At 49.5% G+C, this 7,297-nt stretch carries 6 protein-coding genes; 4 read left to right on the top strand and 2 right to left on the bottom strand.

Features of this window, described 5'->3' with window-relative positions; all coding sequences use genetic code 11:
• Together MHN01_RS11195 and pepE are read right to left on the bottom strand one after the other, a co-directional pair.
• Window positions 1-576 (bottom strand): DEAD/DEAH box helicase family protein (locus MHN01_RS11195; RefSeq protein ID WP_239411425.1); only part of this gene is annotated, 576 nt, incomplete at its 3' end.
• Between the two features lie 691 nt (window positions 577-1,267).
• Complete coding sequence (gene pepE, locus MHN01_RS11190; protein WP_239411424.1) at window positions 1,268-2,005, bottom strand: dipeptidase PepE; 738 nt, start codon at window positions 2,003-2,005, stop codon at window positions 1,268-1,270.
• A gap of 470 nt (window positions 2,006-2,475) precedes the next feature.
• On the opposite strand from pepE, the gene rsxA reads away from it, so the two are divergent.
• From rsxA to rsxD, 4 genes are all read left to right on the top strand, one after another.
• Window positions 2,476-3,057 (top strand): electron transport complex subunit RsxA, encoded by a 582-nt coding sequence (gene rsxA / locus MHN01_RS11185; RefSeq protein ID WP_239411423.1) that lies wholly within the window; start codon window positions 2,476-2,478, stop codon window positions 3,055-3,057.
• A gap of 1 nt (window position 3,058) precedes the next feature.
• Window positions 3,059-3,640 (top strand): electron transport complex subunit RsxB, encoded by a 582-nt coding sequence (rsxB, locus tag MHN01_RS11180; protein ID WP_239411422.1) that lies wholly within the window; start codon window positions 3,059-3,061, stop codon window positions 3,638-3,640.
• A gap of 2 nt (window positions 3,641-3,642) precedes the next feature.
• The gene (gene rsxC, locus MHN01_RS11175) at window positions 3,643-6,270 is read left to right on the top strand and encodes an electron transport complex subunit RsxC (protein ID WP_239411421.1); all 2,628 of its coding nucleotides are present in this window, start codon (window positions 3,643-3,645) and stop codon (window positions 6,268-6,270) included.
• Window positions 6,271-6,272: 2 nt separating this feature from the next.
• On the top strand, window positions 6,273-7,297 hold a 1,025-nt coding region (gene rsxD, locus MHN01_RS11170; protein WP_239411420.1), incomplete at its 3' end, for an electron transport complex subunit RsxD.

The raw sequence follows: 7,297 nt of genomic DNA, 5'->3' as shown, positions 1-7,297 counted from the left end.
GGTGCCTCGCTCAAAAGCGACATCGTTACGGGTATATTGCAGTTCAGCCAGCCGACGGAGGATATCACGCTGGTCGAGCATGTCGCCGCGACGCACATGCAGCATCATCTTAAGGTATGAGTCAGGATCACCCAGGCCATATATCGCAGAAACAGACGCAATAATAATAACGTCACGCCGCTCCATCAGTGCTTTTGTTGCCGACAGGCGCATCTGCTCAATATGGGCATTTACCGACGCATCTTTTTCTATAAAGGTATCGGTCGTCGGGACATAGGCTTCCGGCTGGTAATAGTCATAGTACGAAACAAAATACTCAACGGCATTATCCGGAAAGAACTCCTTCATTTCGCCATAAAGCTGAGCTGCCAGGGTTTTATTGGGAGCAAGGATCAAAGTTGGCCTGTTGGCCTCTGCAATGACGTTAGCAACGGTAAACGTCTTTCCCGACCCCGTAACCCCAAGTAATGTCTGGTGAGCAAGGCCCGCATCCAAGCCTTCCAGCAACTGGTTAATCGCTGTAGGCTGATCACCGGAAGGAGAAAAGCGGGAAGATAAGTTAAACGTTTTGCTCATACTTGCGTTCCGTAGTAGAGAGGGCTTATGGGACATTTTGCTGTTATGACAAGGCTTGTCAATAATCACTGTCAGCTCCCCCCTCTCTCCACACGCTTATCCGTGACTCACGTGCTGCTTGTAAGCAGCGAGAAAAAATCTTAAAAAAATTAAAATCAAGGATTGAACAATTTTAACCTTAGGCGTATCATCACCGCCCACGAACAAGAATGACTTTGTTCAGCTATACTTCAGGCTGACGATAAAAAGCCTATAAAACACCTCAAAAACACTCTCTTCAAGAGCGATCATCCACAGCTTTTCCCACAATTGATTCAAATCAATTCACAAGCAACCGTATACTTGGCATTCTCTAAAGTATTTATTCTAATTGATTCATATATATTCTGCCGTTTATTCCTATATCGCTATAATACAACTATTTATTCTTCCCACGACCATGCTGTACAAAATATGACCACGTCGCTCTACCTGTCGCCTTCGCGGCATTTTCCAAGCATCCATCAACACACTTATCCACAGTTTCCGTGGATAACTCGCTTGATCCCTTGCCGTATCTGGGCTGAACAAAATCAAGCGAATTTTAACCGTAATATTAGAAATCGGTTTTGCGCAGTTAATATCGAGTTTCACCCGCTCAGACAAAAAACGGCAGGCCGAAGCCTGCCGCGTTCTTATGCCTAAAAGCGATCTAGCAACTGTGTGCCATCAGAAATTGAATATCTTGCTGCTCAGAATAATAAACAGGCTCGTGACCATAGCTAAAGAGCTTGAGATCCTTGCCGTTTGCACTGTAGTAACTAAGCTGGCCGTTATGCAAATGCAACCAAGTTCCTTCAGGGATACCGACAACAGGTTCATGCTTGTTCACTTCCAGAAATTCCTGAATACGCTCATCCCGGGTTTCTCCATTATGACCTTCCTCTTTCGCTTCCAGATAATGCGGATTAATTTGGAACGGGACCAAATTCAGCGACGACAGTACGGCACCAGTGATAATCGGCATATCGTTAGTCGTACGAATAGTCGGGCAAGTAATGTTCGTACCGGCACTCCAACCGATATATGGGATACCACGATCTAGGACGGCTTTGCGTATTGGACCGACAAGCCCCAAATCGTGCAGCGTTTTGTTCAGTACCCAAGTATTTCCACCACTCACCAAAATCCCATCTGCCGCCTTGAGTGCAGCAACAGGATCTTTGGCCTGATGAAGGCCTGTAACCTGGCAGTCCAGTCCGAGAGCATCAAAAGTCTGCTGAACCATGGCCACACGATCATCATGACTTGAACGTATGACCGCATACGGGATCAGTACCCAGTTTTTGGCACCAGTTCGTTTTACCTGTTCGATGATGGCTTCACCGGCAAACCCCATAACATGTTCGTTACCGGCAATTTTGCCGTTGCTCAACATTAATATATCCAATTTATCCCCCTTACGAATACTTGATAGCAACCAGCATTAACATCACCAGCATACTGCCGGTTATTAGTGCTTTTTTTTGACTTATCGCACATAGTCCATATCAAAAACCATCACTTGCTCATTTGTGCACTACGTATCACTAAATTACTTCTCGTCAATAATAGAAAGAAAACAACGCACTTACATCCGCAGGCACACATATTCAACAGGCAATCACAATTGTCACACATATGCTCAACAACCATTTCTTGAAGCCCAGAATGCATGTCGACACATTGTGAATTTTACTCAGACAACACACGCGTTTTTGTGCATGGCTTACATGGATATTTCTTCTTAATCAGCCCTTAATCAAGTAATAACTGATGGAAAAATCAGCAATATTGAAAAACCCTGCAAGACAAGAGTTGTTATAGCTTGTGCAAAGGCAGATAATATGCAGATCTCTAGCAAATTATAATTAAGACGGTATGACTGAATACCTACTACTACTCGTCGGTACAGTGTTAGTTAACAACTTTGTACTGGTAAAATTTTTAGGCCTTTGCCCGTTTATGGGTGTGTCTAAGAAACTGGAAACTGCAATTGGCATGGGTTTGGCTACAACGTTTGTGCTAACCCTGGCATCGGTATGCGCATATCTTGTTGAAGCCTATATCCTCGTTCCGCTTGGCATTCAATACCTTCGAACACTCAGCTTCATCCTGGTGATCGCTGTCGTGGTTCAATTTACCGAAATGATCGTCCATAAAACCAGCCCGACCCTTTATCGTCTGCTGGGTATTTTCCTGCCATTAATCACGACAAACTGTGCAGTTTTGGGAGTTGCGCTCCTGAACATCAACGAACGCCACAATTTCATTGAATCTGTTGTGTATGGCTTTGGCGCTGCTATTGGCTTCTCGCTGGTCTTAGTGCTGTTTGCATCAATGCGTGAGCGCATCGCCGCGGCAGATGTGCCAAACCCTTTTAAAGGGGCTTCTATCGCCATGATCACGGCCGGACTGATGTCTCTTGCCTTTATGGGCTTTACTGGATTGGTGAAACTATAAAATGAGCGGAATATTAATTGCAGTTATTGCAATCGCAGTCCTTGCCGCAATTTTTGGCCTGGTCCTTGGCTTTGCCTCGATCCGCTTCAAGGTAGAAGCCGATCCGATTGTCGAGCAAATCGATAGTATTTTGCCGCAAACCCAATGTGGTCAGTGCGGTTACCCTGGCTGCCGTCCCTACGCGGAAGCCATTGCAAACGGTGATGATATTAACAAGTGCCCTCCCGGCGGCCAGCAAACGATAGAGAAACTGGCTGATTTAATGGGAGTCGACGTTCAGGACTCAGCTCACGATGAAGACAAAGGCCTGAAAAAAGTCGCGTTTATCCATGAAGATATGTGTATCGGCTGCACCAAGTGCATTCAGGCCTGTCCTGTAGATGCTATCGTTGGTGGCACCAAAGCCCTGCACACCGTCATCAAAGATGAGTGTACCGGTTGCGATCTTTGTGTGGCACCTTGCCCGACCGACTGTATCGAAATGGTTCCGGTAGAAATGACCCCGGAAAGCTGGAAGTGGGAGCTCAACAAAATCCCCGTCGTCAATATTCCTGCTGATACAAGCGCCAACAAGGTAGAGTAACCATGCTGTCAATCATCGAACAAATTAAACAGGGTCAGCTATGGGACTTCCCGGGCGGGATTCATCCACCAGAGCAAAAAGCCCTGTCTAGCCATTCTGAAATTGCCGAGGCCAAGATCCCCAACGAACTGGTGCTGCCCCTAAAACAGCACATCGGCGCCGTAGGTGATGTGTTGGTCACTGCCGGAGACAAAGTCCTTAAAGGTCAGGCACTGACGCATGCCGATGTAGCACTGAGTGTACCGGTTCACGCCCCGACTTCAGGCACAATTAAGGCGATAAAACCTCATACTATCGCCCACCCTTCCGGCTTATCCGATCTTTGTATCATTATTGAGCCGGATGGCAAGGATACCTGGGGTGAAAAAACAACCATCGCTGACTATCGCCAGGCCGAAGCTGCTGATTTGATTGATCACATCCGCCTCCAAGGGATCTCCGGCATGGGCGGTGCAGGTTTTCCAGCCGGCCGTAAGCTTCAAAGTGGTTTGGGGAAAACAGATATCCTGATCATTAATGCTGCTGAGTGCGAACCATATATCACTGCCGACGATCGCCTGATGCAGGATAACGCACGTGATGTCGTTGAAGGCATAAGGATCCTCAATCATATCCTCGCCCCCAAGCTCACTATCATCGGTATCGAAGATAACAAACCGGAAGCAATCGAAGCGCTTCAACGCTGTATTAGCGAAGAAGACGGTATTGTTATTCGTGCAATCCCGACCAAATACCCTTCCGGTGGTGAGAAGCAATTAATCAAGGTACTCACAGGCAAAGAGGTTCCGACAAAAGGAATTCCTGCCGACATTGGCATCATGATGCACAATGTGGGAACCACGTATGCAATCAAACGTGCTGTCGTTGACGGCGAACCCTTAATTCAGCGTGTTGTTACCGTCACCGGAAAAACGTTCAAACAGCCAGGCAACACCTGGGCATTGCTAGGAACACCAGTAAATTTCCTGCTGGAACGTTTTGGCTATAAGGCAGATAAGAAACTGCCACGTGTGATCATGGGCGGTCCAATGATGGGCTTTACCCTGCCGCACTGTAATGTTCCTATCACCAAGATTGCCAACTGTATTCTGGCACCAACGCGCAAGGAAATTTCTCCGACAAACCATGAAATGTCCTGCATCCGCTGTACCGCATGTGCCGAGGCTTGTCCGGTCTCCCTGCTACCGCAACAGCTACAGTGGTATGCCAAAGATCAGGACTATGCCAAGTGCGAGGAATACAACCTCTTTGACTGTATTGAATGCGGTGCCTGTGCGTATGTCTGCCCAAGTGAAATCCCGCTGGTTCAATACTATCGCCAGGCCAAAGCAGAAATTCGTCAGCGCAAGCAGGATGAAGTAAATGCCGAGCGGGCCAAACAGCGCTTTGAAGCCAAAAAAGCCCGTTTGGAACGAGACAAGGCTGAACGAGAAAACCGCTTTAAGAAAGCAGCTGATGAGCGCCGCAAAGAAATGGCCGCTTCAGGAGGCGATGATGCGGTTGCTGCTGCTATAGCACGTGTTAAAGCCAAGCAAGCAGCTGCCAGCTCCGGAGCCGACACCGACAAGAAACCAGCAGTTGCAGCAGCGATTGCCCGGGCAAAAGCCAAGCAGGCTGCAGCCCAGTCCGGTGACAGCCAAGTTTCTCAAGAGGCTTTGCCTGACAATACAGAGATGGCAAAACTTCGCGAAGAACGCAAGCGCTTGGCTCGCGAGCGAAAAGCTGCCAAACAAGCAGAATCCACTGCAGAAGCATCAGCACCAAGCTCGACAGGCGATACCAAAAAAGATGCCGTCACTGCTGCGATTGCCCGTGCCAAGGCCCGCAAAGCTGCACAAGCATCCGAGCAAGCTCCGGAAGCACCAGAGCCTGCAGCGACTGAAGCAGAGGCAGATCCGAAAAAAGCAGCGGTCGCTGCTGCGATTGCCCGTGCCAAGGCCCGTAAAGCTGCTCAAGCATCTGAGCAAGCTCAGGAAACACCTGAACCTGCAGCGATCGATGCTGAAGCCGATCCGAAAAAAGCCGCTGTGGCAGCTGCGATAGCCCGTGCCAAGGCCCGCAAAGCAGCACAAGCATCCGAGCAAGCTCAGGAAACACCAGAGCCTGCAGCTACCGAAGCTGAAGCTGAAGCTGAAGCTGATCCGAAGAAGGCCGCTGTCGCTGCTGCCATAGCGCGTGCCAAGGCTCGCAAGGCTGCCAAAGAAGCTGAAGCACAGGCTGAGCAAACGCAGGACGAGCCAGTCAGCACAGTCACTGAGGAAGACGTCGATCCGAAGAAGGCCGCTGTCGCTGCTGCCGTTGCCCGCGCCAAGGCCCGTAAGGCTGCCAAAGAAGCTGAAGCTCAGGCTGAGCAAACGCAGGACGAGCCAGTCAGCACAGTCACTGAGGAAGGCGTCGATCCGAAGAAAGCCGCTGTCGCTGCTGCCATCGCCCGCGCCAAGGCTCGCAAGGCTGCCAAAGAAGCTGAAGCACAGGCTGAGCAAACGCAGGACGAGCCAGTCAGCACAGTCACTGAGGAAGACGTCGATCCGAAGAAGGCCGCTGTCGCTGCTGCCATAGCCCGTGCCAAGGCTCGCAAGGCTGCCCAGCAGGCAGCAAAAGATACACAACAGAATAACGAGGATAACTAATCGTGGCTTTTAATATTGCCAGCTCACCCCATACACATAGCCGACGCAGTACCAGCGATATCATGCGTACTGTCATTCTTTGTTCGGCCCTTGGTATTGCTGCCCAATGGTTCTTCTTTGGCTGGGGTGTACTGATCCAGGTTATTCTAGCTTCTTTGGTAGCGCTCGCCTCTGAAGCTGTCATACTGATTTTGCGTAATCGCCCAGCCTTACCTTACCTGCGCGATAACAGTGCGCTGCTTACCGGTATCCTGGTCGGTATTTCAATCCCGCCGCTGGCTCCCTGGTGGGTCACAGTGATCGGTGTTGTCTTTGCTATTGTTATCGCCAAGCACTTATATGGTGGCCTCGGACAAAATCTCTTCAATCCGGCAATGGTTGCCTATGTTGTCTTGCTGATTTCCTTCCCGGTGCAGATGACAACCTGGTTACCACCCTCTTCAATCAGTGCCGCTCCAGTATCGCTGCTTGATAGCCTTTACACGGTATTTACCGGCTTTACCCAAGACGGGTTCAGTGTGCATCAACTCAGGATGTCAGCTGACGGGGTAACCATGGCAACACCTTTGGACACCCTGAAGACATCACTGACAACCGGCCATACCACAACTGAAACTCTCGCGAGCCCAATCTTCGGTATGATTGCCGGTATTGGTTGGGAGTGGGTAAATGTTGGCTTCTTGCTGGGTGGTTTACTACTGCTTAAATTACGCATTATTCAGTGGCAGATCCCTGTCGGTATGTTAGGCGCATTGTTTGTGATCAGCACCGTTGCCTTCTTGTTCAATCCAGACGGCACTGCTTCGCCAATTATGCACCTCTTTTCGGGTGCGACCATGCTGGGGGCATTCTTTATTGCCACCGATCCGGTATCGGCATCGACCACAATCAAGGGGCGTCTGATTTTTGGTGCCTTAATCGGGATCCTGGTTTACCTCATCCGGACCTGGGGTGGCTTCCCTGACGGTGTCGCATTCAGCGTGTTGCTGGCAAACATGTGTGTACCAATGATCGATTACTACACACG

It is taken from the genome of Photobacterium sp. OFAV2-7, assembly GCF_022347985.1.
Taxonomy (GTDB): Bacteria; Pseudomonadota; Gammaproteobacteria; order Enterobacterales; family Vibrionaceae; genus Photobacterium.
Note: the sequence above shows the minus strand (reverse complement) of the source record. Positions and strands in the feature narration are given on the sequence as shown.

What these genes read in the sequence shown, in the direction of transcription:
- rsxA (WP_239411423.1), top strand. Translation starts at nt 2,476, where the DNA reads ATGACTGAATACCTACTACTACTCGTCGGTACAGTGTTAGTTAACAAC.
- rsxB (WP_239411422.1), top strand. Translation starts at nt 3,059, where the DNA reads ATGAGCGGAATATTAATTGCAGTTATTGCAATCGCAGTCCTTGCCGCA.
- rsxC (WP_239411421.1), top strand. Translation starts at nt 3,643, where the DNA reads ATGCTGTCAATCATCGAACAAATTAAACAGGGTCAGCTATGGGACTTC.